This window comes from Sphaerisporangium sp. NPDC051017 (genome assembly GCF_040683095.1).
GTDB lineage: Bacteria > Actinomycetota > Actinomycetes > Streptosporangiales > Streptosporangiaceae > Sphaerisporangium.
Genome location: NZ_JBFBCI010000066.1, coordinates 21,738 through 44,543 on the forward strand (window position 1 = coordinate 21,738; position 22,806 = coordinate 44,543).

Annotated in this window: 18 protein-coding genes and 1 pseudogene; 9 read left to right on the plus strand and 10 right to left on the minus strand. The window is 70.2% G+C overall.

Translation table 11 applies throughout. The annotated features are described in order from the left end of the window. From AB0M95_RS34480 to AB0M95_RS34505, 6 genes are read right to left on the minus strand one after another with little or no spacing between them, the layout of a single operon-like run. Entirely contained in the window at positions 1 to 1,563 is a 1,563-nt protein-coding gene (locus tag AB0M95_RS34480) for a sugar ABC transporter ATP-binding protein (RefSeq protein ID WP_363773905.1), read from the minus strand. After that, entirely contained in the window at positions 1,560 to 2,234 is a 675-nt protein-coding gene (locus AB0M95_RS34485) for a DUF2291 domain-containing protein (protein WP_363773908.1), read from the minus strand. Before AB0M95_RS34485 ends, AB0M95_RS34480 begins: the two co-directional genes overlap by 4 nt. Then, entirely contained in the window at positions 2,231 to 3,700 is a 1,470-nt protein-coding gene (locus tag AB0M95_RS34490) for an FGGY family carbohydrate kinase (protein ID WP_363773911.1), read from the minus strand. The genes AB0M95_RS34485 and AB0M95_RS34490 overlap by 4 nt, the downstream gene beginning before the upstream one ends. Further along, positions 3,700 to 4,653 (minus strand): transketolase C-terminal domain-containing protein, encoded by a 954-nt coding sequence (locus AB0M95_RS34495; protein WP_363773914.1) that lies wholly within the window; start codon positions 4,651 to 4,653, stop codon positions 3,700 to 3,702. The genes AB0M95_RS34490 and AB0M95_RS34495 overlap by 1 nt, the downstream gene beginning before the upstream one ends. Further along, positions 4,650 to 5,558, minus strand: coding sequence for a transketolase (locus AB0M95_RS34500; RefSeq protein WP_363773917.1), 909 nt, complete (start codon positions 5,556 to 5,558; stop codon positions 4,650 to 4,652). The genes AB0M95_RS34495 and AB0M95_RS34500 overlap by 4 nt, the downstream gene beginning before the upstream one ends. Further along, positions 5,555 to 6,586 carry a TIM barrel protein gene (locus AB0M95_RS34505; RefSeq protein WP_363773920.1) on the minus strand — a complete coding sequence of 344 codons (1,032 nt, stop codon included), beginning with the start codon at positions 6,584 to 6,586 and terminating at the stop codon, positions 5,555 to 5,557. The genes AB0M95_RS34500 and AB0M95_RS34505 overlap by 4 nt, the downstream gene beginning before the upstream one ends. Before the next feature lie 480 nt (positions 6,587 to 7,066). Between AB0M95_RS34505 and AB0M95_RS34510 the strand changes: the two genes are divergently transcribed. Beyond that, on the plus strand, positions 7,067 to 8,677 hold the full coding sequence (locus tag AB0M95_RS34510; RefSeq protein ID WP_363773923.1) for a nucleoside hydrolase-like domain-containing protein: 1,611 nt from the start codon (positions 7,067 to 7,069) through the stop codon (positions 8,675 to 8,677). Between the two features lie 370 nt (positions 8,678 to 9,047). On the opposite strand, the gene AB0M95_RS34515 is transcribed toward AB0M95_RS34510, so the two are convergent. Together AB0M95_RS34515 and AB0M95_RS34520 are read right to left on the minus strand one after the other, a co-directional pair. Then, on the minus strand, positions 9,048 to 9,710 hold the full coding sequence (locus tag AB0M95_RS34515; RefSeq protein ID WP_358514164.1) for a response regulator transcription factor: 663 nt from the start codon (positions 9,708 to 9,710) through the stop codon (positions 9,048 to 9,050). Continuing rightward, a complete protein-coding gene (locus tag AB0M95_RS34520) occupies positions 9,707 to 10,834 on the minus strand; it encodes a histidine kinase (RefSeq protein WP_363773926.1) in 1,128 nt (375 codons plus the stop codon). Before AB0M95_RS34520 ends, AB0M95_RS34515 begins: the two co-directional genes overlap by 4 nt. 218 nt (positions 10,835 to 11,052) lie before the next feature. Between AB0M95_RS34520 and AB0M95_RS34525 the strand changes: the two genes are divergently transcribed. Continuing rightward, positions 11,053 to 11,475, plus strand: coding sequence for a DUF6223 family protein (locus tag AB0M95_RS34525; protein WP_363773929.1), 423 nt, complete (start codon positions 11,053 to 11,055; stop codon positions 11,473 to 11,475). A gap of 221 nt (positions 11,476 to 11,696) precedes the next feature. Here the strand turns inward: AB0M95_RS34525 and AB0M95_RS34530 are convergent, their stop codons facing one another. Beyond that, positions 11,697 to 12,968, minus strand: coding sequence for an APC family permease (locus AB0M95_RS34530; RefSeq protein WP_363773932.1), 1,272 nt, complete (start codon positions 12,966 to 12,968; stop codon positions 11,697 to 11,699). A gap of 335 nt (positions 12,969 to 13,303) precedes the next feature. On the opposite strand from AB0M95_RS34530, the gene AB0M95_RS34535 reads away from it, so the two are divergent. After that, entirely contained in the window at positions 13,304 to 13,606 is a 303-nt protein-coding gene (locus tag AB0M95_RS34535) for a PadR family transcriptional regulator (protein ID WP_363773935.1), read from the plus strand. A gap of 205 nt (positions 13,607 to 13,811) precedes the next feature. On the opposite strand, the gene AB0M95_RS34540 is transcribed toward AB0M95_RS34535, so the two are convergent. Next, positions 13,812 to 14,492: a TetR family transcriptional regulator gene (locus AB0M95_RS34540; RefSeq protein WP_363773938.1), complete on the minus strand. Its 681-nt coding sequence runs from the start codon at positions 14,490 to 14,492 to the stop codon at positions 13,812 to 13,814. 91 nt (positions 14,493 to 14,583) lie between these two features. Here AB0M95_RS34540 and AB0M95_RS34545 point away from each other — a divergent pair, with 91 nt between their 5' ends. The 6 genes and pseudogenes from AB0M95_RS34545 to AB0M95_RS34570 form a co-directional block, all read left to right on the plus strand. Next, positions 14,584 to 16,149, plus strand: a complete 1,566-nt coding sequence (locus AB0M95_RS34545) for an acyl-CoA carboxylase subunit beta (RefSeq protein ID WP_363773941.1) — start codon at positions 14,584 to 14,586, stop codon at positions 16,147 to 16,149. Beyond that, positions 16,146 to 16,379, plus strand: a complete 234-nt coding sequence (locus tag AB0M95_RS34550) for an acyl-CoA carboxylase subunit epsilon (RefSeq protein ID WP_363773944.1) — start codon at positions 16,146 to 16,148, stop codon at positions 16,377 to 16,379. The genes AB0M95_RS34545 and AB0M95_RS34550 overlap by 4 nt, the downstream gene beginning before the upstream one ends. An 8-nt stretch (positions 16,380 to 16,387) precedes the next feature. Beyond that, a complete protein-coding gene (locus AB0M95_RS34555; protein WP_363773953.1) occupies positions 16,388 to 18,157 on the plus strand; it encodes a biotin carboxylase N-terminal domain-containing protein in 1,770 nt (589 codons plus the stop codon). A gap of 76 nt (positions 18,158 to 18,233) precedes the next feature. Next, positions 18,234 to 20,021: a methylmalonyl-CoA mutase family protein gene (locus tag AB0M95_RS34560; protein WP_363773947.1), complete on the plus strand. Its 1,788-nt coding sequence runs from the start codon at positions 18,234 to 18,236 to the stop codon at positions 20,019 to 20,021. A gap of 56 nt (positions 20,022 to 20,077) precedes the next feature. Next, positions 20,078 to 22,177, plus strand: coding sequence for a methylmalonyl-CoA mutase (scpA, locus tag AB0M95_RS34565; protein ID WP_363773950.1), 2,100 nt, complete (start codon positions 20,078 to 20,080; stop codon positions 22,175 to 22,177). 84 nt (positions 22,178 to 22,261) lie between these two features. Next, positions 22,262 to 22,806: pseudogene (locus AB0M95_RS34570) on the plus strand (Fe-S oxidoreductase); the annotation flags it as partial.

The window sequence follows — 22,806 nt, forward strand, 5'->3', positions numbered from 1 at the left end:
TCACGCCTCTTCGGTGGTGTCGGCGCCGTCGGCCAGGCTCATCAGCCGGTCTCGGGTGATCTCACCCGCGCGCAGGTCGGCGACCAGGCGGCCGCGGACCAGAACGAGCAGCCGGTCGGGAATGCGCAGCGCCTCTTCGGTCTCGGATGTGGTGAACAGGACGGCCAGGCCGCGTTCGGCCTGCTCGGCCATCAGCTTGAAGACGTCGGCCTTGGCGGCGACGTCGACTCCCCGGGACGGCTCGTCGAGCAACAGCACGCGCGGGCCTGTCATCAGCGCCTTGCCGATGACGACCTTCTGCTGGTTGCCGCCGCTGAGCGAGCCGATCGGGGCGTCGGGGCCGGCGGTCTTGACGGTGACATCCGAGATCATCGACTCGACCGCGGCGCGTTCCCGGCTTCGGTTCACGAAGAGGCGCCGGACGAACATGGTCAGGGCGGCCAGGGAGAGGTTCTGCCCGACGCTCATGGTCTGGACCAGGCCGTCGCGCTGGCGGTCCTCGGGGACCAGGGCCAGTCCGGCCCGGATCCGTTGGCGGACGTTGCCGGTGAGCGTGCCGCCGTGCATGAGCACCTGCCCGGAGTCGGCGTGCAGCCGACCGGCCAGGCATTCCAGCAGTTCGGTACGGCCGCTGCCCATGAGTCCGTAGATGCCGACCGTCTCACCGGCGCGGACACTCAGCGAGACGCCGTCGACGGCGAGACGGTCGGGGTTGGCGGCATCGGCGACGGACAGCTCGATCGTCTCGAGGACGACCGGCCCGAGGTGGGGATCGCGGACGGGGAAGAGCTCGTCCTGCTCTCGTCCGACCATCTTCCGCACGACCCAGGCGAGATCGACGTCAGCCGCCGCGGCGGCCGCGACCATGGAGCCGTCGCGGAGCACGGCGACGTCATCGGCGATGTCGAGCGCCTCTTCGAGATGGTGGGAGATGTAGACGATCGCCACACCCTGGCCGGTCAGTTCGCGGATGACCTGGAAGAGGGTCTCCACCTCCGGCGCGCTGAGCGCGGAGGTCGGCTCGTCCATGATCAGGATCCGGGCCTTCTGCAGCAGCGCGCGGGCGATCTCGACCAGTTGCTGCTGGCCCAGCCGCAACTCCCCGACCGGCTGATCAGGGTCGAGGGCCTCGTCCAGGCGCCGGAGCACGGTCGTGGCCAGCGCGCGCTCGGTGGAGCCGTCGACGAGGACGCCGCCGCGGGTGCGTTCGCGTCCCAGGAACAGGTTGTCCTGGATGCTCAGGTTCGGGCACAGGCTGAGTTCCTGGTGGATGATCGAGATACCGCGGTCGGCCGCGTCCCGCGCACTGCCGAACTCGACCACCTGCCCGTCCAGCTCGACGTACCCGGTCGTGGGCGATTCCACCGCGCTGAGGATCTTCATCAGCGTCGACTTTCCCGCGCCGTTCTCGCCGAACAGCACCGTCACACGTCCCGGAGCGATGTCGAGGGAGACGCCCTTGAGCGCCTGCGTGCCGCCGTACACCTTGGTGACGTCGACGGCCCGCAGGACGGGCGCGACCGGGGCCGTGGTGATGCCGGGGCGAGGTGTCGTGGTGGTCATGACACGGCCTCGATGGAGATCGGCGTGATCGTGAGCACGTCGGCGGTCAGCGGGGTCATCGCTCCCACGACCGTGATCTTCTTATCCTTGAGCGAGGCGACGTCGAGGGACGCCAGGACCTTGGACTTCACCTGGTCGTTCAGGGCGGTACCCGCGTCGGCGTAGTCGACCTGGTTGGTGAACTGGCCGAACTTGATGAATCCGACGGCGTCCCGCAGGGCCGTGCCGTTGATGGCCGGACCGATCTGCACAGAAACGCGGGTCTTGCCGACCCCGGGCACCGTCACCGGGAGGAGGCCGCTCTCGGCCGCGCCGGCGGTTCCGGTCAAGGTGACCGCGTAGCTGTAGGGTCCGGTGCCCTCGCGGTTGCCGTACTGCGTGCCGGCCGCGTCGGCGCCGGCCGCGATCGCCTTGTGCAGCGTCACGATGTCGACGGCCTTCTGCCGGATCGCCGGCACGACCTTCGGCTCGTAGGTCTGCGCGCCGTAGCCGGCCGGGTCGAACTTTCCGGTCTCCTCGGCTCGCGGGGCGCTGTCGGAGCGGTAGGTCGTGCCGGCCAGCATCGCGACGACCAGGAGCGCGAGCGCGATCAGGCTGCCGCGGCCGAGAGTGAGCCGGCCGTGGCGGTCCGGAGTGTTCCAGCCGGATCGCGGTTCCTGCGCTGTCGTCATGACATCCTCTCAATCGCGTGCGCGCCGAGGTCGCGGGCGGTCCTCAGAACCGCATGCCACCGTGCGACGGCGGTGCCGCGCCGATCGTCGCTCCAGGCCGGAGTGAAGACCTCCAGGCCGCTGTCGGCCCGCTGTTCCAGGTCGCCGGTGGTCCAGAGCCCCAGGCCCAGACCGGCGAGGTCGGCGACACCGGCGGCCGACAGTTCGTGGTGCCGGGTACGGGCCACCTCGACCACGCTGAGGTCGGCCTGCAGCTGCATCAGCGCACCGCTACGGGTAAGGCCGCCGTCGGCGAAGACCCGATCGGCATCGGGCATGCCCGCCAGTACGTCGTCGACCTGATGCGCCACCGATTCCAGCGCGGCGCGGGCGAGCTGTGCCCGCCCGGTGCCGAAGTCGAAGCCGGCCAGGACCGGCACCGCCCGGGAGTCCCACCACGGGGCGCCGAGACCACCGAAGGCGGGTACGAGCGTGACGTCACCGGCGTCCGCTCCCGCCGCCAGGTCGACGAGCACGTCCATGGAGATGCCCAGCAGTTCGGCGAGCCAGGTCAGCGTTCGCCCGCTGGAGCGGATGTTGGCCTCGCAGGCGAAGGTCGGCCGCCCGGTGGACCAGGCGATCGTGTCGCACACGGCGCCCGCCGGACCGCGCGTCCCGGCGACGGTCATCACCGATGACCCGGTGCCGTAGGTCGCCTTGACCACGCCCGGTCTCCAGCCCGCGTGCGCGAACAACGCGGCGTGCGAGTCTCCCAGCACCGCCAGCACCGGCACCCCCGCGGGGAGCGGGGCGAGATCACCGGTCTCGCCGAAGGGCCCGGTCGAGGGCACCACGCGGCCCAGCGCCGCGCGGGGAACACCGAAGATCTCCAGCAGTTCCTCGTCCCAGTCCCCGGTCTCGAGGTCCAGGAGCTGGGTCCGGGAGGCGTTGCCGATCTCGGTGACGAAGCTGCCGGTGAGCGAGGTGAGCAGCCATGCGTCGACGGTGCCGAGCCGCAGTTCGCCGCGTTCGCTGCGTTCGCGTGACGGGTCATGGCGGTCGAGCAAGGCCGCCATCTTCAGCGCCGAGAACATCGGGTCGAGCGGGAGCCCGGTCCGGCGCCGGACCAGGTCCCCGTACCCCCTGTCGATGAGCTCGGCCGCCCGGACCGCGCCTCGCTGATCCTGCCAGCTGATCAGCGGCGCGACCGGTCCGCCCGTCACCGCGTCCCACAACACCACCGACTCGCGCTGGGTGCTCAGCCCGATCCCCGCCACGGCCCGGGCGTCGAAGCCGCGCAGACAGGCGGCGACCGCGTCGCGGACGCTGCCGAGCAACTCCCCGGCGTCCTGCTCCGCCAGTCCGGGCGCCGGATGGCTCTGGGACACGGGCACGCTCGCGCGCGCGACGAGCTCTCCGGCGGCGTTGACCAGCAGGGCCTTGGTGGAACTGGTGCCCTGGTCGATGGCGAGGACGAGCGATTCCATCAGACTCGTCCCAGGGCCTCACGGGCTGCCGCGGCGATGCCCGCGGCGTTGAGACCGAAATGGTCGAGCAGGAAGGACGTGCTTCCCGTCGGCGCGAACGTGGGCACGCCCAGCATGCGGACCGGGACGGGCCGGTTCTCCGCGACGACCCTGGCGACCGCGGCCCCCAGGCCGCCGGAGACCAGTCCCTCCTCCACCGTGATGATCGCTCGGGTGTCCTGGGCCGCGGCGAGGACCTCCGCCACGTCCAATGGTTCGACGAACGTCATGTTGACCACCCGTGCCGCCAGACCCTGTTCGCGCAGCGACACCGCGGCTTCGAGAGCTCGGGAGACCATCGTCCCGATCGCGATCAGGGTCACGTCGCCGCCGTCGACGAGCCGGGTCGCCCGGCCCGTCTCGAACGGCGTGTTCGCGGGAGTGACCGCCGGCACCTTGAAACGAGGGATACGTATATATGAGGGACGGCCGCTCTCGACGGCCCAGCGGACCGCGCTTCGCGTCTCCAGCGGGTCGGCGGGGACGACGATCTGCAGCCGGGGAACGGCCCGCATCCAGGACAGGTCCTCGATGGAGTGATGGGTGGGGCCGAGCTCGCCGTAGGCCATGCCCGGGCTCTGTCCGCACAGGACCACGTGCCGGCCGCTGTAGGCGACATCCGCCTTGATCTGCTCCATGGCGCGTGCGGTGAGGAACGGCGCGGCGGCGGACACGAAGGGGATGAAGCCCGCGTTGGCCAACCCCGCCGAGACGCCGACGAGGTCCTGTTCGGCGATGCCGACGTTGATGAGCCGGTCGGGGAACTCTTCACGGAACTTGACCAGGTTGCTCGACCCGACGGAGTCGTTGCACACCGCCACGATTCGTTCGTCGGCGCGGGCCAGGATGGCGAGCTCGTCGGCGAAGTCGGCCCGGCAGTCGAAGGTGGGGGCCTTCTCGGCCACGGCGGTCATCGGCTCAGCTCCTCGAGCGCGAGGCGGACCTGCTCGTCGGTGGGCACCTTGTGGTGCCACTCGACCCGGTCTTCCATGAACGACACGCCCTTCCCCTTGACGGTGTTGGCGACGACGGCGACGGGCCGGCCCGTCGACGACGGCGCGAACGCCTGCTTGATGGCCTCGTGGTCGTGGCCGTCGATGACCCGGACCTCCCAGCCGAAGCTCGCCCACTTGGCGTCCAGCGGCTCCAGCGACTTGGTGTCCTCGGTACGGGCGCCCTGCTGCAGCCGGTTGCGGTCGACGACGGCCGTCAGGTTGGCCAGCTGGTAGTGGGCGGCCGTCATCGCCGCCTCCCAGTTGCTGCCTTCCTGCATCTCCCCGTCACCCAGCACGACGATGGTGCGCCAGGTCTCGCCGCGGAGCTTGGCGCCGAGCGCGCAGCCCGTGGCGACCGGGAAACCGTGCCCCAGCGGGCCGGTGTTGGTCTCCACCCCGGGCACCTTCACCCGGTCCGGGTGGCCGTTCAACGGCGACAGCGGCGCCATGAACTCCCTCAGCCGTCCCTGCGGGAAGAACCCGCAGGACGCCAGCGTCGAGTACAGGGCCGCCGCGCAGTGCCCCTTGCTCAGCACGAACCGGTCGCGCAGCGGGTTGGCCGGAGCGTGCGGGTCGAGCTTGAGGGTGCCCCACATGGCGGTCACGAGCAGGTCGGTCACCGACAGGTCACCGCCGACGTGCCCCATCTGAGCCGCCTGGATGGTGGTGAGAACGTCACGCCGGATCCGGGTGGAGATTTCGGCCAGCTCCGGAGCCGCCTGCGCGGGAGAGGCGGCACGAAGGCGAGCGCTCTTCTCGACGTACACCGCGGCGGCGTCCTCGTCGAGCTGGAGCGGCCGGGGCGCGACTTCCAGGGTGGTCATGCGGACTCGCTTTCCGCAAGCGCCCGGTAGAGGGCTCGCTTCGCGATGCGCTGGGCGCCGAGGGCGTCCTGCGCGGCCTGCGCCTCGGCGAGTTCCTCGCGGTCGAGGTGACCGAGCGCGTGGTGGAAGGCACGCATGGTGCGGATTCCCGCGCGTGCCGCCTCGACGGAGTCCTCGCGGAACGGGAACTGGTCGAGCTGCCAGACGCCCTGCCAGCCCGCGTCGCGCAGGGCGAAGAAGAACTCGAAGGTCTCCAGCAGGTGTACCGACCCGACGACCATGTCGTCGTCCCAGCCCCGGAAGTTGTCATTGACGTCGATCGCGAACAGCTTGTTCCGGGCGATCGCCATCCGTGCCGCCTCTGCCGGTGTCTCTCCGCCGTACAGGGAGTGGCCGAAGTCGAGCAGAACGCCGACGTTGTCCACCCCCATGTCCTCGATCGCGAGCAGCGTGCGTGCGACGGAGGAGAAGACCATCCGGTTGCGCGGCTCACGCGGCTTGTACTCGATCGCGAACTTCAGGTCGGGGAACGCCCGCGCCAGCTCCCGAACGGCGCCGACCGACTTGTCCCACAGGTCGGTGTAGTCGGCCTGGAAGGGATAGTCATAACCATCCTGACCGGGCCACAACTTCACGTAATCGATCCCGAGCTCGCGTCCGACCTCGGCCGAGGCCGCCACCAGGTCGATGGCGTCCTGGCGAACGGCGGGGTCAGGGTTGGTGAACCCGCCCTTGGCGAACTTGCCGGTGTAGATCTCCGGCGTGACGGCGATGGCGCGCAGGCCCTGCGCGGCGAGTGCGTCCTTCACCTCGGCGGTACCTATCCCACCGGGAGGGAAAGGCCAGTTGAGGTCGACGACCGACAGATCCCCGACCGCTCCGGCGAGCTCGATGGCATCCAGCACCGTCCGCGGCTCGCCGTACCCGTCGGTCGCGTACCGGTCGACGTACGTCGCGAAGTGCCAGATGCCGGCCCCGAAGACCGGCTCACCCTCATCTTGAATGTTTATGCGATCACGATCAGACATGCGTGCAAGTTACGGGAGGATTAAAGCGAGTGTCAAGGATCCGAGGGATGCCATCGCAGGGCTTCATCGTCACCCTGCGTGCCCGGTGAGGTCCGTTGTCATGAGCCTGGGCTTGGGCGTTCCCTCGCGTTGATCGCGAACAGTGATGAACCAGACCTCGCCTGCGCGGGCCGCGCCGGACGGTGCGGGTCGGGGGGGTCCGGAGTATGCCTGGTCGGAGGGGTGATTCGGAGCGATCCCCGGGGCCGGCGGGTGTGACCGGGCGACGCTCGATGTGGGGGCCGCCCGTTGCCGGATCGACGGGATGCGACAGGGCGAAGCCGACATCCGGGTACGATCCACCGATCTCCAAACCCTTGACATTTGTTTCCGGCTGGTTAATGGTTCATCTCAAGTCGGGCCCGCATAAACATTCACCCCCCGTTTCGCGGAGAGATCCCCCTGATCGTGCGGGTGAACTCGGGCCACCAAGGAGGGTTCATGCACGTAACACCCCAGACAACCGCCAGACGCCCCCGGCGACGAGGGCGGCGTCTCGTCACCTTGATCGCGCTCGTGGGAACCATGGTCTCGATGGGCGGCGCCGCCTCCGCATCGGCGACGCTGCTGGATCCTCCGCTCGGCGTCGAGCCCCGAGGCGGCAACGGGCACGGTGACAAGCCGCGCGTCATCCTCATGCACGACCCGGAGTTGGACGACCAGAACACGCTCATCCGCTACCTGCTGTACAGCAACGAGTTCGACACCGAGGGCCTGGTCTACTCGAGCAGTGGTGTGCACTGGGCCGGCGACGGAAAGGGCACCAAATGGTTCGTGCCGGGGCGCGAGTACACCCGGTTCGGACTGAACCTGTGCCCGTGCACGTCATGGCGGTGGAAGCAGGGCGAGCGCTTCATCGATGACGCGGTGGACATCTACGCGAAGGTCTACCCCAACCTGCGGGTGCACGCCAGGGGCTACCCGTCCCCGCAGGAGCTGAAGTCGAAGATCCTCACCGGCAACATCGAGTTCGACGGCGACATCTCCAAGGACACCGCCGGATCCGAGCTGATCAAGCGGTCGCTGCTCGACGATCGGCCCGGCCCCGTCTATCTGCTCACCGGCGCGGGTCAGAGCACGATCGCCCGGGCGCTGAAGTCGATCAAGGATCAGTATCAGAACACGCCACAGTGGGCCGCCATCTACAAGAAGGTGTCGCAGAAGGGGATCATCCAGTCCTTCGGCGACCAGGACGGCACCTACGCCGGTTACATCAAGCCCAACTGGCCGGACCTGGAGTTCCGGCAGATGTCCACCAGCATCTGGGGCTATGGCGCCCGGGGTGCGGTGCTCCCGCAGGACGCCAAGTACCTGTCCGCCGAGTGGACGAAGGCCAACGTGTCCGGCGTCGGGCCGTTCGGTGAGTTCTACCGGGTCTGGGGCGATGGGAAGCAGATGGTCCCCGGCGACATCTTCGACTTCTTCGGCTTCTCCGGCCTGACCACCGAGCAGCTCAAGGCGATGGGCTATGTGGTGTGGACGGCGCCTCAGGAGAAGGGATCATGGATCTCCGAGGGTGACACCTCGATCTACATGAACCTGCTCGACAACGGTCTGCGTGGTTATGTCGACGCGAGCTACGGCGGCTGGGGCGGGCGCAACGGGGCGGATGTCAACGCCTCCGGCACGCCGTCCACGTCCTACGCCGCGAGCCGCTGGTTCGGCGCGGCCCAGCAGGACTTCGCCGCCAGGTTCAAATGGAGCGTCACGCCGAAGTACTCCAAGGCGAACCACGAACCGACCGTCAAGGTGGCCGGGCCGCTGGACCGGACCGTTTCGCGCGGCCAGTCGGTGGTCATCAACGGGCTGACCGTTGACCCGGACGGCGACCAGCTGACCAGCACGTGGTGGCAGTACACCGACGCCGACACGTACCCGGGCACCGTCGCGCTCACCCAGAAGTCGGCAGGGCGGCAGCTGAACAGCGTGCGTCTGCAGGTGCCCGAGGACGCGCTGCCCGGCCAGACGATCCACCTGATCCTGCAGACGACCGACAACGGCTCGCCGGCGCTCACGTCGTACCAGCGCGTGGTGCTCACCGTGAAGGGCTGAAGCCCACCTCGGCCCGAACGCCGATAGCACTCGCGGGCCGGGTTCGATGAGCCCCGGGTGATCGCGCAGCCGCGACATCCCCTCATCGAGCCCGGCCGTGCGCCGTCATCCGCTCGCAGCGCCGAGCCGGCCCGGCCGTAACCCATCAGTGGCTTTCGGTGGGCTGCCACGGCTGGGTGGGTGCCTGCTGGGGCAGAGACTTGTGAGGAGGAGGGCATCGTGCTGGCCGAGCGCATGGGGGGATTTCGTGGTGATACGTACCGATAAGTGGTGACTAGCGCGTTGCATCGTCGCCCCTGTCGTGGGGATGTGGCACCACCGTGCCGGTCGATTCGGCACGGCGGGCAGGCCGGCATGCGGACCGTGGATGTCAGGAGTCGCGCGGGACCACCAGGCCGGATTCGTAGGCGAGGACCACGAGTTGGGCACGGTCGCGAGCGTGGAGCTTGGCCATGGCTCGGTTGATGTGGGTTTTCGCGGTCAGCGAGCTGATCACCATGCGGTCGGCGATCTGGTCGTTGGACAGGCCCTGCGCGACGAGGGCGACGGCCTCGCGTTCGCGGTTGGTCAGTTCCTTCAGCCCTGTGCCGATGCCGGTGTTGAGCGGCTGGGTGATGTACCGGTCGATCAGTCGGCGGGTGATCGACGGCGCGAGCAGGGCGTCGCCGCGCGCGGCGACGCGTACGGCATGCAGGAAGTCTTCCGGCACGATGTCCTTGACGAGGAATCCGGCGGCGCCGGCGCGCAGCGCGTTGAAGACGTATTCGTCGAAACCGTAGTTGGTCAGGATGACCACATGCACGCCGGCCAGAGTCGGGTCTGCGGCGATGCGCCGGGTCGCCTCGATGCCGTCGATGACCGGCATCTGGATGTCGATGAGCGCGATGTCGGGCAAGTGTTCCCTGGCGAGGGCCAGGCATTCCTTCCCGTTGGCGGCCTCGGCCACCACCTCGATGTCGTCCTCGACGTCGAGGAGCGCGCGGAATCCGCTGCGGATGAGCGGCTGGTCGTCGACCAGCAGGACACGGATCATGTGGTTCGATTCATGGGTAGTTCGGCCTGGACGGTGAAGCCGCCCTCGCTGCGCGGTGCCGCCCGCAGGCGACCGCCGAGGGCGGTGACTCGTTCACGCATCCCGAGCAGCCCGACGCCGGGCACCGGCGCGGTGTCCGGAGTGGCCTTGCCGTCGTCGTCGACCCGTATGACCAGGGCGTGGGGACGGTAGTCGATCCGGACCGACGCCGTCGCGGCGGCGGCGTGACGGGCGACGTTGGTCAGCGACTCCTGAATGATCCGGTAAGCAGTCTGGTCCACCGTGGGCGGCACGTCGTTTCGGTGTCCCTCGATCGTCAGCTTCGCGTCCAGGCCGGTCGTCCGAGCGCGTTCCACCAGCTCCGGGACGTGGTCGAGCCCATGAGGCGGGCTCTTGCCGTCGTCGCGCAGCACCTCCAGGGTCGCTCGCAGTTCCCGTGCCGCCTCCCGACCGGCCTCCCGGATCGCCAGCAGGGCCTCCGGCACCTGTTCACCCCGCTTTTGGGCCAGGTGGACGGCGACTTCGGCCTGCACCTTGATGACGGAGATCTGGTGGGTGAGCGAATCGTGCAGTTCCCGCGCTATGTGCAGCCGCTCCTCGTCGGCGCGGCGTCGCGCGGTCTCCTCCCGGGTGCGCTCGGCCTCATCCGCTCGCCGCTCGGCCTGCCGCAGTGCTTCACCCGCCGCACCGGCCGCGATCAGCCAGGCCAGCTCCAGGGCGCCTCGGGCCTGCGCGAACGCCTCGCCTGTGTCGTGCAGACCTGAGGCTAGAGCCGCGAGGGGGAGAAGGGCCAGCATGGTCACGCTCGCCGCCACCGTGATGGTGCGGTGTCCCGCCCGTACGGCCGCGTACACGGCGAACAGGTACGCGACGGCAGGCACGTCGAAACCGGCCGCCTGGTAGCCCACCGCGCACAGCCCGGTGAGGACCAGGACGGGAACCGGAGCCCGGCGGCGCGCGGCCAGCCCGAGGCCGCCGGCCGTCAGGAGCGTGTAGCCGAGCAGGTCGGCGTACGTGGCGGAGGGATGCCTGGACAGTCCGGTGACCAGCAGCGTCGCCGCCACGCCGACGGCGATCGCCCAGTCTCCGGCACCCGCCCGGACACCGGACCGTCCTGTGCTCATGCGCGCACCATAGCCGGATGTTCGCGTGGACGACTCATGCGCACGGACGATCAGCCGCCTACCGCACACGCGGTATCTTCGCGGCTCCTGCGGCGTCTGCGGCAGCCGGGCTTCGGCATCGGTGGCAGCGCGAATTGCCTGCGTTCGCAGGACGACCGGCGGTGGGTCCAGCGGACATGATCAGGCGACGTCCAGTCGTAGGGGAGAAGGAGCACCTCATGTCCGTCCGTCACCTGTTCGCCGCCACTGCGGTCGCCCTGCTCGGAGGTTTCGGGGTTGCCGCACCGGCGGCCGTGCACGTCTCGGTGCAGCCGGCCGCCGTCAGTGCGTACGCGTTGACCGCCGGGCGTCTGTGGTCCTTGGTGGCCGTGGTGCTGGGGCTGGTCGGCGTGGTCCTCGGCGGACTCGCCCTGGCCCGCTCCGCCGGTCGTGCCGGCACCGGAAGCGGGAGAAGGGGGGCCGGCGTGGCTCTGGTGGCGGGACTGGCCGGCGTGGTCGTCGGTGGTCTGGTCGTGGCCGCCGCCGATGGAGGTCCCGGCACCGGCGGCGGAATAGTGGGGGGCTTCGTGGCCCTGGTGGTGGGGCTGATCGCCATGGTCCTCAGCGGGCTGGCTCTGGCCCACTCTCGCCGTACCGGCTGACCTGCTGACCACAGCGGATACGAGCCCGCGTTCGACCGCCGTTCGGCGGTCTGGGGCGGCACCGCTGTCGGTCCCCGGCAGCCGGCTCAGCGGGGAGCACGGGTTTGATCGAGGCCGGAGTGCGGCTCTCTTCCGCAGCGCGATCCCGGCGACCGGCGTATCGGATGCCGATATCGTCGATCGTTTCCCCTAGGCCGCTATATAGGCCGCACGCCGTCATGTCATGAAGCGCGGGTCGTGATCACCCTGCGCAGACCGTAGGCGGCGGCGCCCGCGGTGAGCACCGCGGCGCCGGTGACGACCGAGGACAGTGGCAGGGAGAAGGCAAGGACCAGGCATCCTGCCAGGCCGATGGCGGGCACCACTGGCGCGGGGCGCCCCTCGGCCGGGGTGAGGGTCCAGGCGGCGGCGTTGGCGATGGCGTAGTAGACCAGCACGCCGAACGAGGAGAAACCGATCGCGCCGCGCAGGTCCGCGGTGCCGGCCAAGATCGCCACGACCGCGCCGATGACCAGCTCGGCGCGGTGCGGAACGTTGAAGCGGGGGTGGACGGCGGACAGGGCGTGCGGCAGGTGCCGGTCCCGGGCCATCGCCAGCGTGGTGCGGGAGACGCCCAGGATCAGCGCCAGCAGTGAGCCGAGTGCGGCGACCGCGGCGCCGGCGCGCACCAGCGGCGCCAGTGCGGCCGGCCCGGCGGCGCGCACGGCGTCGGCCAGCGGTGCGCCGGTCTCGGCGAGGCCGGCGGCGCCCAGCACGGCCAAAGCCCCGATCGCGACCGCCGCGTACACCATCAGGGTGAGGCCGAGCGCGATCGGGATCGCGCGGGGGATGGTGCGGGCCGGGTCGCGGACCTCCTCGCCCAGGGTGGCGATGCGGGCGTAGCCGGCGAAGGCGAAGAACAGCAGGCCCGCTGCCTGCAATACCCCTATGGCGGTGGCATCGGATGTCACATCCAGCCGTGCGGGGTCGGCGGCGCCGGAGGTGAGCAAGGCGAAGGCGACCGCGGCCAGCAGGGCCACCACCACGGCGACGATCCCTCTGGTCAGCCAGATCGTCTTGTGCATCCCGGTGTAGTTGAGCGCGGTCAGCGCCACCACGGCCGCCACCGCGATGGCGTGCGCCTGCTGCGGCCACACGTAGGAGCCCACGGTCAGCGCCATCGCCGCGCACGAGGCGGTCTTGCCCACCACGAACCCCCACCCGGCCAGATACCCCCAGAAATCCCCCAGGCGCTCCCGCCCGTAGACGTAGGTGCCACCTGAGGCGGGATAGCGGGCGGCCAGCCGCGCCGAGGATGTCGCGTTGCAGTAGGCGACCACCGCCGCCACCGCCAGCCCGAGCAACAACCCTGAGCCGGCCGCGCGCGCCGCCGGCGCGAAGGCGGCGAAGACACCGGCGCCGATCATCGAGCCCAGCCCGATCACCACCGCGTCGGCCGGCCCCAGACGCCGCTCCAGCCGCCCTTGCCTGGCGGGAGCCGGTGTGCCGACCATGACGACCTCCAGCGAATTCGGTTCCCGATATCGGCCAACGATACCGATGGCGGGCCGGCAGGGCTCCCTCGGGGGAACGCTCTGGCGGTACACGGCTGTCGTGACGGCGGGCCGGAGTGGATGCCGTGGCGGCCGACGCGGAGAGGGTCGTCCCGAGGCGGCGTCGCGCGGGCGGGTTCTGCGGTCCATGAGCGGCCCGGCACCGCGACCCTGTGGCGTGGCGCCGTAGACGGCGGACCGCGGATACGACCAGCGGTAGCATCGGATGCCGATATCGGTTTCGTCACACATCGGTGCGCCGAAGCGACCGCACGGCCGAAGAAGGGGGGGCAGGGGTGCGCGAGTTCCTGCGCGGCGCGGTGCGGCTGCACATCCTGCACCACGCCGCCGAGCAGGAGATCCACGGCGCGTGGATGTCCGAGGAGCTCAAACGCCACGGGTACGCCATCAGCCCCGGCACGTTGTACCCGACCCTGCACCGCCTGGAAGCCGAAGGACTGCTGGTCTCCGAGCAGCGCACCGTCGGCGGACGGGTGCGCCGGGTCTACCGCGCCACCGACTCCGGCCGCCAGGCACTGGCCGAGGACCGCGCCGCCCTCGCCGAACTCGCCCGCGAGCTCCTGCCCGGCGAGCGGTGACCTCCGCCCTGTCCGTGCTCCGGCTTTGAGGTTGGGGACGGACTCGCGAGATGGCCCGCCTCCACTCGTTGCCCACTCTTAGGAAAGACTCGAACATCCCTGGAAGCCGTCGTTTGCGCCAAGCGGAACAGGGCCACCTGGATCAGGTCTTGAGCCGTCGGAGGAGGGGAAAGTCCGGCCCACGGTTGTACGACGGCGGGGATCCTCAGGGGCGGGAACTCAGATGGGCCTGGATGGCTTCCATGACGGCTTGCGGGGAGGTCGAGCGGCTGAAGGTGGCGACGACGACCTGGTCGTCCCCGGCCTCTTTCGGCTGCTCGAGGTGGCGGAAGGTCGCGATCACGTAGCCGAGGGCGTGGTCGAGTGGGCCTGAGGGGTCGTACATGCCGCCGGCGCGCAGCCACCCTCGTAGGACCTGGTTGTGGGCCGCGACGACGGATGCGGCCATGAGTTCGGCGCGCAGGTCGGCGTCGGGGGTTCCGGCCAGCCATGTGCCGATGAATTCGCGGAACAGGCGCTGGTAGCGGGCGACGCTGGCGATCTCTCGGTCGCGGAGTGCCGGTACGCGGCCGACGAGGCGGTAGCGGCGCAGCGACACCTCCGCGTCGTCCACGTAGTGGGCCAGCACGATGCGGACCGCGTCGGTGACGGCGACGATCGCGGTGCCGGCGGTCGAGGCGCGCAGGCGGGCGTCCACTGTCGCGAGCAGGGTGTCGTGGTCGGGGAAGATCGCGTCTTCCTTCGAGCGGTAGTAGCGGAAGAACGTGCTGCGACTCACCCCCGCTCGGGCCGCGATGTCGTCGACGGTGGTCTCGTCGTACCCGTTCTCGTCGAAGAGCGCCACCGCCGCCTCGGCGAGGCGGTGACCGATTGACGGAGTGCCCATGGGGCCATTGTCGCGGATCCAGGGTTGTGGGTCTTCGCGAGACTGAGTATTTTAATGTTGAAACTCAGTCTTACGCCGAATGTGGTGATTCATGGAACCGCGTGGCACCGCGGCCAGCCTGACCGGCCTCGAAGAGCGTCTGGATGAGGCGATCCGCACCGCCGAGAAACGGGCGGCCGCCAAGCAGCATGCCAAGGGCAGGCTCACCGCCCGCGAGCGGATCGAGCGTCTGCTCGATCCCGGGTCGTTCGTCGAACTGGACGCCCTGGCCGTGCATCGCAGCACGTCCTTCGGCATGGAACGTCATCGCGTCCCCGGCGACGGAGTGGTCACCGGGCACGGTACAGTCGGCGGCCGGACGGTCTGCGTCTTCTCCCAGGACTTCAGCGTGTTCGGCGGGAGCCTGGGTGAGGTGTACGGCGAGAAGATCTGCAAGGTCATGGACTTGGCCATGAAGATCGGGGCGCCGGTCGTCGGCATCAACGAGGGCGCGGGCGCGCGCATCCAGGAAGGCGTCGTCTCCCTCGGCCTGTACGGCGAGATCTTCCGCCGCAACGTGCGCGCCTCGGGCGTGATCCCGCAGATCTCCTTGATCATGGGTGCCTGCGCGGGTGGGCACGTCTACTCGCCGGCTCTCACCGACTTCACGGTCATGGTGGACGAGGCGTCGCACATGTTCGTCACCGGCCCGGATGTCATCAAGACGGTGACCGGTGAGGACGTGACCTTCGAGGAACTGGGCGGCGCCCGCGTGCACAACAGCCGCAGCGGTAACGCCCACCACCTCGCCGATGACGAGGACGACGCGCTGGACTATGCCCGCGGGCTGCTGTCGTACCTGCCGCAGAACAACCTCGACGATGCGGCCCATTTCGGGTCCCCGGCGGACCTGGAAATCAGTGACGGCGATCGTGCCCTCGACACGGTCGTGCCCGACTCGGCGAACCAGCCGTACGACATGAACGAGGTCATCGCCGCACTCCTGGACGACGGCGAGTTCCTGGAGGTGCAGGCGCTGTTCGCGCCCAACATCGTGGTCGGCTTCGGCCGCGTCGAGGGTCGGTCGGTCGGTGTGGTGGCCAATCAGCCGATGCGGCTGGCCGGCACGCTGGACATCGACGCCTCGGAGAAGGCCGCCCGGTTCGTACGCACCTGCGACGCGTTCGGCATCCCGGTGCTGACGCTGGTGGACGTGCCCGGCTTCCTGCCCGGCACCGAGCAGGAGTGGAACGGCATCATCCGCCGCGGGGCCAAGCTGCTGTACGCCTACGCCGAGGCGACCGTGCCGCTCGTCACGGTCATCACCCGCAAGGCGTACGGCGGGGCCTACGACGTGATGGGCTCCAAGCATCTGGGCGCGGACGTCAACCTCGCCTGGCCGACCGCGCAGATCGCCGTGATGGGCGCGCAGGGCGCGGTCAACATCCTGCACCGCAGGACGCTGGCCGCGGCCGGCGACCCCGAGACGCTGCGGGTGGAGCTGGTGCGTGAGTACGAGGACACCCTCGCCACGCCGTACCTGGCGGCCGAACGCGGTTACGTCGACGCGGTGATCGCGCCGCGCGAGACCCGCCGCGAGGTCGTCCGAGCCCTGCGAATGCTGCGCGGCAAACGTGACGCCCTGCCGCCCAAGAAGCACGGGAACATCCCGCTGTGACCGGGCCGCAGATGACACAGGTGCTCCGCGTGATCAAGGGCACGCCGCTGCCGGAGGAACTGGCCGCGCTGACGGTGGTGCTGCTCGCGGCGCATGACACCGGCCCGGTCACGCCGCCGGCGCCGTCCGGCTGGCGTGATCTGGCGCGCCGGCACGCGTTGCGCCGCCCCCTTACGACCGGTCCCCAGGGATGGCGGGAGTCGAGATGGACCTATGGAGGACTTCTGTGAGCGGTTCCCTGCGGAAAGTGCTGGTGGCCAACCGCGGCGAGATCGCCGTCCGCGTGATCCGGGCCTGTCGGGACGCCGGCATCGCCTGCGTGGCGGTGTACGCCGAACAGGACCGCGACGCCCTGTTCGCGCGCATGGCCGACGAGGCGTACGCGCTCGGCGGCGCCACGCCGGGGGAGACGTACCTGGCCATCGAGAAGATCATCGAGATCGCCGGCCGGTCCGGCGCCGACGCGGTCCATCCCGGATACGGCTTCCTCGCCGAGAACGCCGGATTCGCCCAGGCGGTCATCGACGCAGGGCTGGTATGGATCGGGCCGCCACCGTCGGCGATCACCGCACTCGGCGACAAGGTCCAGGCGCGGCACATCGCGCAGCGGGTCGGAGCCCCTCTGGTCGCGGGGACCCCCGATCCCGTCTCCGGGGCCGGCGAGGTGCTGGCCTTCGCCGAGGAGCATGGTCTGCCCGTCGCGATCAAGGCGGCGTACGGCGGAGGCGGGCGCGGGCTGAAGGTCGCCCGGACGATGGAGGAGATCCCGGACCTGTACGAGAGCGCCGTACGCGAGGCCGTGACGGCGTTCGGCCGGGGTGAGTGCTTCGTGGAGCGCTACCTCGACAAGCCCCGGCACGTGGAGACCCAGTGCCTGGCCGACGCGCACGGCAACGTGGTCGTTGTCTCCACCCGGGACTGCTCGCTGCAGCGCCGCCACCAGAAGCTCGTCGAGGAGGCGCCCGCGCCGTTCCTCACCGCCGGGCAGGAGGCCCTGCTGCGCGACGGTTCCAAGGCGATCCTCCGCGAGGCCGGTTACGTGGGCGCCGGGACGTGCGAGTTCCTCATCGGTCAGGACGGCACCGTGTCCTTCCTGGAGGTGAACACCCGGCTCCAGGTGGAGCATCCGGTCACCGAGGAGGTCACCGGCGTCGACCTGGTGCGGGAGATGTTCCGGATCGCCGCGGGGGAGGAGCTCGGCTACGGAGACCCGGAGCCGCGCGGCCACTCCATCGAGTTCCGCGTCAACGCCGAGGATGCCGGGCGCGGCTTCCTGCCCGCCCCCGGCGCCATCACCCGCTGGCGTGCCCCCTCCGGACCGGGTGTGCGGATGGACGCCGGATACGAGCAGGGCGAGACGGTTCCGGGCTCCTTCGACTCCTTGATCGCCAAGCTCGTCGTCACCGGTGCCACCCGCGCCCAGGCGCTGCAACGGGCCCGCAGGGCGCTGGCCGAGTTCGAGATCGACGGCATGCCGACCGTGCTGCCGTTCCACCGCGCCGTCGTGCAGGACCCCGCGTTCACGGGCGAGCCCTTCACCGTCCACACCCGATGGATCGAGACGGAGTTCGACAACACGATCGCCCCGTACGACGGTCAGCCCGGCACGTCTGCCGACCCGGCGGAACGCGAGCGGATCACGGTCGAGGTGGCGGGCAAGCGCCTGGAGGTCGTACTCCCCGCCGGCCTCGGCGCCGGCTCGCGTAGCGGCGACGGTGCGAACCGGCCTTCGGCCCCGGGCGTCCGCCGTCGCGGCGGCACCGGTGCGGCGAAATCCGCAGCGAGCGGAGATTCCCTGGTCAGCCCCATGCAGGGGACGATCGTCAAGGTCATGGTCGCCGACGGCGACGAGGTCGCCTCCGGCGACACCATCGTCGTCTTGGAGGCCATGAAAATGGAGCAGCCGCTCACCGCCCACAAAGTCGGCATCGTGGTCGGCATGTCCGCGAAGGTGGGGGCGACGGTGTCCGCCGGCGCCGTCGTCTGCGAGATCAAGGACCAGGCGTGACCGGCCCCGGCCTCCCTCGAGCGTGGAGGCTGAAACCGCAGGTCCTGCCCAGAAAGGGCCGGGAGGAGCAGCGGACGTGACTCTCTCTCAGACATTTCAGTCGGGCGCGGAGTTTCCTCCCGCGACGCGGGAGCGGTGGCGGGAACTGGCGGAGGAGGTTCTCCGCAGGTCGGGCCAGGCGGCCGAGTCGCCGGAGCGGGCGCTGGCGAGCGCGACCTACGACGGCATCACCATCGCCCCGCTGTACGACCCCATTGATCTCCCCGCGGTGCCCGGGCTTCCCGGCCTCCCCCCGTACGCCTTTGGGGGCCGTAGACTCGGCGCCGCGTGGGAGGTACGGCAGCGGCACGAGGTCGCCGATCCCGAGGCCGTCATGGCCGACCTGGAGAACGGCGTCGACTCGCTCTGGCTCGCCGTTGCCCCCGAGGACCTGCCCCGGGTCCTCGACGGCGTCCACCTGGACTGGATCTCGATCGCGCTGGACGCGGGTGGTCGTACTCGGGAGGCGGCGGACGCGCTCCTGGCGCTGGCCGCCGGACGCGGCGTCCCCGCCGCGGCCCTGCGGGGCTGCCTGGGGGCCGACCCATTGGGCATTCTCAGCCGCTGCGGCACGGCACCCCACCTCCCGCAGATGGCCGAACTCGCGCGCCGCTGCGCCGACGACCTTCCTGGCATGCGCGCGGTCGTCGTCGATGCCACGCCGTACCACGAGGCGGGTGCCGGCGACGCGGAGGAGCTTGGATGTTCGATCGCGACCGGCATCGCCTACCTTCGGACGCTCACCGCCTACGGGCTCGGCGTGAATGAGTCCTTCGGTCAGCTGGAATTCCGGTACGCGGCGACCGCCGACCAGTTCGCCACGATCGCGAAGCTGCGCGCGGCCCGGGTGCTGTGGGCGCGAGTCGCAGAGGTGTGCGGCGGGCCGCCCGGTCAACTCCAGCACGCGGTGACCTCGGCGGCGATGGTGACGAGGCGAGATGCGTGGACGAACATGCTGCGCACCACGCTGGCGTGCTTCGCGGCGGGAGTGGCCGGGGCCGACGCGGTGACCGTGCGGCCGTTCGACGACGCGGTCGGCCTGCCCGACGGCTTCTCCCGCCGGATCGCCCGCAACACCTCGGCATTGCTGGTCGAGGAGGCCCGGGTGGCCAGGGTGAGCGACCCGGCCGCCGGGTCCTGGTATGTCGAACGTCGCACCGCCGACCTGGCGGAGGTGGCCTGGCAGTGGTTCCAGGAGATCGAGGAGGCGGGCGGGATGGCCGACGCGCTCGCGTCGGGGCTCGTGGCCGGCAGGATCGCCGCCACCCGGGCGAGCAGATCGCGCGACATCGCCCGCCGGAAGGCGCCGATCGTCGGCGTCAGCCGGTTCCCTGACCTGTCCGAGGCGCCCCCTGCGCGCACCCCCACGCCACGGACCCCCGAGGGAGCGCTGCCGAGGATCCGTTACGCCCAGGAGTTCGAGGACCTGCGTGATCTAGCCGACGACCGCCCATCCCGGCCGCAGGTGTTTCTGGCCGCCATCGGCTCGAGGGCGGGCGAGCACGTGGCGCGGGCGTCGTTCGCGGCGGACGTCTTCCACGCGGGCGGCATCGAGTCCATCACCTCCAGACCGGCCACCGATCCGGACATGATCGCGGACGAGTTCGCGGCGAGCGGTGCCGTGGTGGCCTGCCTGTGCTCGAGCGACCAGATGTACGACGAGCACGCGGCGACGGTTGCCGAGGCTCTCCGGAAGGCGGGCGCGGTCAGGATCTGGCTGGCCGGCAGGGGACGGTACGACGGCGTGGACGGGAACCTGTACGCGGGGTGCGACGTGGTCGACGTGCTGCGGACGACGCTCGCGGATCTGGAGGTGGGCGCGTGATTCCGGACTTCCGCGGTGTCGGCCTGACCGGATCAGGCCGACCGGACATACCGTCGATGACTGGCGAAGGCGCGTGGGAGAGCCCGGAGGGCATCCCGATTGCGCCGATGTACACGCCCGCGGATCTTGAGGCGCCGGCCGCGGCGGGGGAGTACGACCCACGGACCTACCCCGGGATCCCGCCGTACGTGCGCGGGCCGTATCCGACGATGTACGTGACCCGGCCGTGGACGATCCGCCAGTACGCGGGGTTCTCGACGGCGGAGGAGTCCAACGCGTTCTACCGGCGCAACCTCGCCGCCGGGCAGAAGGGCCTATCCGTGGCGTTCGACCTGGCGACGCACCGGGGGTATGACTCAGACCACCCTCGTGTGGCGGGCGATGTGGGCATGGCGGGCGTGGCGATCGACTCGATCTACGACATGCGCGTCCTGTTCGACGGCATTCCGCTGGACCGGATGAGTGTGTCGATGACGATGAACGGCGCCGTGCTGCCGATCCTCGCGCTGTACATCGTGGCCGCCGAAGAGCAGGGGGTGAAGCCGGAGCAGCTCACCGGGACCATCCAGAACGACATCCTTAAGGAGTTCATGGTCCGCAACACCTACATATATCCGCCCGGCCCGTCGATGCGGATCATCTCCGACATCTTCGCCTACACTTCGGCCCACATGCCGCGCTTCAACTCCATCTCCATCTCCGGCTACCACCTGCAGGAGGCCGGGGCCACGCTGGACCTGGAACTGGCCTACACCCTGGCCGACGGGGTCGAGTACCTGCGCGCCGGGACCGCCGCCGGCCTCGACATCGACGCGTTCGCGCCGCGGCTGTCGTTCTTCTGGTGTATCGGGATGAACTTCTTCATGGAGGTCGCCAAGCTGCGCGCGGCCAGGCTGCTCTGGGCGGGCCTGGTGAAGGACTTTGGGGCCGGAGACCCGCGGTCGCTGGCGCTGCGCACCCACTGCCAGACGTCCGGCTGGTCCCTGACCGCCCAGGACGTGTTCAACAACGTGGTGCGCACCTGCGTGGAGGCGATGGCGGCCACCCAGGGGCACACCCAGTCGCTGCACACCAACGCCCTGGACGAGGCGCTCGCCCTGCCGACCGACTTCTCCGCGCGCATCGCCCGCAACACCCAACTCGTGCTGCAGCACGAGTCGGAAACCACCCGGGTGATCGACCCCTGGGGCGGCTCCCACTACGTCGAGACCCTCACCCGGCAGCTGGCACGCAAGGCGTGGCAGCACATCGCCGAGGTGGAGGAGGTCGGCGGCATGGCCAGGGCGATCGAGGCCGGGCTGCCCAAGGCGCGCATCGAGGAGGCCGCCGCCCGCACCCAGGCCCGCATCGACTCCGGTGCCCAGCCGGTGATCGGCGTCAACAAGTACCGCACCGACGCCCAACCGGAGGTGGAGGTGCTCAAGGTCGACAACACCGCCGTACGCGCCCGGCAGGTCGAGCGGCTGCGCAGGATCCGGGTCGAGCGCGACCCAGAGGCCGTGCGCGCCGCGCTGGACGCGCTCACCCGCGGGGCGGCCTCGGACGGAAACCTGCTGGCCCTGGCGGTGGACGCGGCCCGGGCGCACGCCACGGTGGGGGAGATCTCCGAGGCGCTGGAGAAGGTGTTCGGCCGGCATCAGGCGAGCGTGCGGACCATCTCCGGCGTGTACCGGCAGGAGATGGGCCCCGGGGCCGACACCGTCCGCGAGGCCTGCGACCGCTTCGCCGAGGCCGAGGGACGGCGCCCGCGGATCCTGGTGGCCAAGATAGGCCAGGACGGCCACGACCGGGGCCAGAAGGTGATCGCCACCGCCTTCGCCGACCTGGGCTTCGACGTGGACGTGGGCCCGCTGTTCCAGACCCCGGCCGAGGTCGCCCGTCAGGCGGTCGAGGCCGACGTGCACATCGTCGGCGTCTCGTCGCTCGCCGCTGGGCACCTCACGCTGGTGCCCGCGCTACGCGAGGAGCTTGCCGCCGTCGGCGTCGACGACATCATGATCGTGGTGGGCGGGGTCGTCCCGCCCGGCGACGTCCCCGCGCTGTTGGACGCCGGGGTCGCGGCCGTCTTCCTGCCCGGCACCGTCATCACCGATGCCGCCCTGGACCTGCTGCGGCAGCTGTCGGCCCGGCTGGGTCACGACCTTTCCACCCGGTGATCCTGTCAAGCGCCGCTTGCATCGAATGGCCTGGATCGTGCGAATTGGCCATCACGTCGAAATTCTTCATGAAACGGAGGGCTCGTGCTCTGGGTGTCGATGGTCGGGCTCGGTGGGACCGCAGTGGCGGTCGTGCTGGCGGGCTGGCGCGCGTTGTTCCTCTACCGGCTCGCCACCAGCGGCCAGCCGGCCCCGGAGCGCGTCGAGTACGCCGGGGCGAACGTGGGCGCGGAGATCAAGGCGCAGTTGGTCGAGGTGTTCGGCCAGCGCAAGCTGCTGAAGTGGACGCCGTCCGGCACGGCGCACTTCTTCGTGATGTGGGCGTTCTTCATCCTCGCCACGGTCTACCTGGAGGCGTACGGCGCGCTCATTCAGGGCGCGATCACCGGCAGGCCCGACTTCCACATTCCGTTGATCGGGACCTGGCCGGTGCTGGGGTTCCTGCAGGACTTCATCGCGGTCGCGGCGCTGATCGGGCTGATCGCGTTCGCGGCCATCCGGCTCAGGAACTCGCCGAAGAAGCTCGGCCGCGGCTCGCGGTTCTCCGGCTCGCACCTGGGCGGCGCCTGGCTCATCCTGTTCATGATCTTCAACGTGCTGTGGACGATGTTCCTGTTCCGCGGCGCGGC